The organism is Streptomyces sp. H39-C1, from assembly GCF_027158125.1.
GTDB classification, from domain to species: domain Bacteria; phylum Actinomycetota; class Actinomycetes; order Streptomycetales; family Streptomycetaceae; genus Actinacidiphila; species Actinacidiphila fildesensis.
The window spans coordinates 1-2,425 of record NZ_JAPVLS010000223.1 but is presented as its reverse complement, the minus strand read 5'-3'; the positions used below and the strand labels follow the sequence as shown (position 1 = coordinate 2,425).

2 protein-coding genes and 1 pseudogene are annotated in these 2,425 nt (G+C 67.8%); 1 reads left to right on the top strand and 2 read right to left on the bottom strand.

Going from position 1 to position 2,425, the window contains the following annotated elements; translation table 11 throughout:
* Together O3W51_RS47760 and O3W51_RS47755 are read right to left on the bottom strand one after the other, a co-directional pair.
* On the bottom strand, window positions 1–800 hold an 800-nt coding region (locus O3W51_RS47760), incomplete at its 3' end, for a trehalase-like domain-containing protein (protein ID WP_269290343.1).
* Between the two features lie 500 nt (window positions 801–1,300).
* The gene (locus tag O3W51_RS47755) at window positions 1,301–1,639 is read right to left on the bottom strand and encodes a hypothetical protein (RefSeq protein ID WP_269290341.1); all 339 of its coding nucleotides are present in this window, start codon (window positions 1,637–1,639) and stop codon (window positions 1,301–1,303) included.
* A 497-nt stretch (window positions 1,640–2,136) separates the two neighbouring features.
* On the opposite strand from O3W51_RS47755, the pseudogene O3W51_RS47750 reads away from it, so the two are divergent.
* Window positions 2,137–2,425, top strand: a pseudogene (locus O3W51_RS47750) (ferritin-like domain-containing protein); the annotation flags it as partial.

The following is a 2,425-nucleotide window of genomic DNA, read 5'->3' as shown; positions in this document are numbered from 1 at the left end:
CGGTCTCCGCCGATGCTCTCGGGGAGCGAGGTGGTGGCGGCCGCCACGATCGCCCCCGTCGGGGCGAAGGTGAGCGCCTGCAGTACCCGCCCGCTGTGCTCGACCTGCTCCTGCCACGGCCCGCGGTAAGCCTGGTGCAGCGCTGTCCAGGATCGCCAGCTGTTGGTGGTGTCCGCCAGGCGCCGTCGGATGCGTCGTCGGCTCCACGGTCTGGGCTCGTCGCCCCAGGCTGGGTGGGCGTGCAAGGCCATGTCGAGCCGGTCACCAGCTCGCATCATGATCTCGCAGCGGGCGGTGGACTGCTCGATCGCGAGTTCGATCGGTACAGACAGCATCAGGCTGTGGGAGCCACCGCGCGCGATAAGGCCTCCTTTGACCGGCGACATCAGAGGGTGGACCAGGCCGAATTCCGGCCGCGGCGCGTAACTGACCTCAACCACCACACTGCCCTCGCTGCAGGTGACCTGCCGCAGGAGCGCCCCGGGGGAGGCGCTGCCGAGCGCATGGCCTCGCTCTCTGCGTCCCACGGCGAGCGCATCCACCAGGACGACCGTCCCAGTACGGGTGCGGAATGTCGTCTCGAGCACCAGGGCGCCGTCCCGGTACCGCCGACTGACCTCGGTACTTCCACACGGACGAATGGACCAATGACCCGCATCGGTGTCAAGCAGGCGGGCGAAGACTGCCGGACTGTCGAAACGCGGCAGACACCACCAGTCCACTGACCCGTCCGAGCCCACCAGGGCGGCCGACCGGCAGTCCGACAGAACCGCGTAGTCATTGATCGGACGCTCACTCACCTGCAGCCTCCTGCGGTCGGGGGCCTTGGGAACATGCCAGTTGCCATCGGGATGGTCACTGAATCATGGTACGGACCATATGCAATCAATTCCGATATATAGCCGTAAAATTGCGCTGAGTGAGTCGCGCGTCCGAGCGTCAACTCGCCAGGGTCGGCGCGGGTCGAGCGGCATCGGCAACGATCTGCAAGTGGCCCAACGCTTGGCGGTAGGACCCAGTCCGTGATGCGGCAACTTCGGATGTTGCGCGAGGTCAGGACCTGCCGGCGCATCTGAGGCAGCGACTGCTGCAGAACCAGCGCGGCGCGGTCGTCGCCCACGCCGTCCGTCGTGACACGGACGCCGTCATCTGCCGGCTCCGCTTCCGCCTGGCCGCCCCGACGGAACGGTGAGCCAACGGCTCCGCATCCCGGCACGGGATGCGGAGCCGGCCGGAAACGCACGGGATGCGGGGAAGTCCGTCCCGGATCCGTTCGCACGGTTCGAACCGCCGCAGCGGCTCAGGCGGTCAGCAGGCCGAGGCCGACGAGCACGAAGAGCACTCCAATGCCGATACGCGCATTCGAGCCCGCGGCGGCCAGCGCCACCGGCAGGTGCGGCACCGTGGCCCGGGGAGTGATGGGACCGTGGATGAGGTGAGCGATCAGCATCGTGCATCCGGGCAGTGCCGCGGTTCGGTACCGCGCTGCGGCGAACACCGTGTGCAGGGCGGCCTGGGCGGCGAGCATCGCATCGCCGATCCCGGCCAGGGAGCGCTCCCTACCGGCCAGGATGCAGCCGGGTGCGAGAACCGCGACGAATCCCAGACCGCCAGCCCGGACCGGCGGCGGTGCACCCACTGCGAGGTCGTGCGCGGCGGCCGCCAACGTGGCACACGGCGCGGCGAACATGGCCGCCCGCAGGACCTCGACTGGAGCACGATCGCCCGTCGCGACGCCCGCGACTACGAACGCCTCCAGTGCACTGCAAGATGGTCCGACGAGATTTTACCCGTGCCACCGGAAAGAGATGGGAGTATATCTGTGCTTTCGGCAGTCTTGTAACCGCCGCAGCTGTTTCCGGCAGGGATGATCCGAAGACGCTCCCGCAATCGATGAAGCTCTCACCGGATTCGACTGCGCCGGTGGTATTGGATGCTCGTAGGCACCATCATGCCTTCATCAGTCTCGCTGTACCGGCCGGCATCGTCAGCTGATAGTAGACGCGTTCACCCGTGAGGATGATCCCTTCGCCCGTTTGCGTGGCGGACGGCAATCCAAGCGGCTTGCGGCACCGAAGGTTGGGTGGGAGCGCCTGCGATCGCGCCGGTGCCGTGAGATGTGAGAGATGGGGCGTGATGGGCGTAGAGCGCATCGACACCCGGCTGCTGGAAGAGCTCACCGAGCAGTCACAGGACCTGAACAGCGACGCGCTGCGGATCACCGGCAGTGCGTTGGACGACTTCACCGAGGCCACCGCACCCCGGTCGCGTCGTTGGTGGCAGCGGTCGGGGACGCTCGCCGGTGTGGCGGGGGCAGCGGCAGTGCTGTCCTCCGTGCGGGCCTCGGCCACCACCGCGGACGACATCATGGCGCTGCAGACCGCGGCGTCTCTGGAGAATCTGGCCATCAGCGTCTACCAGACCG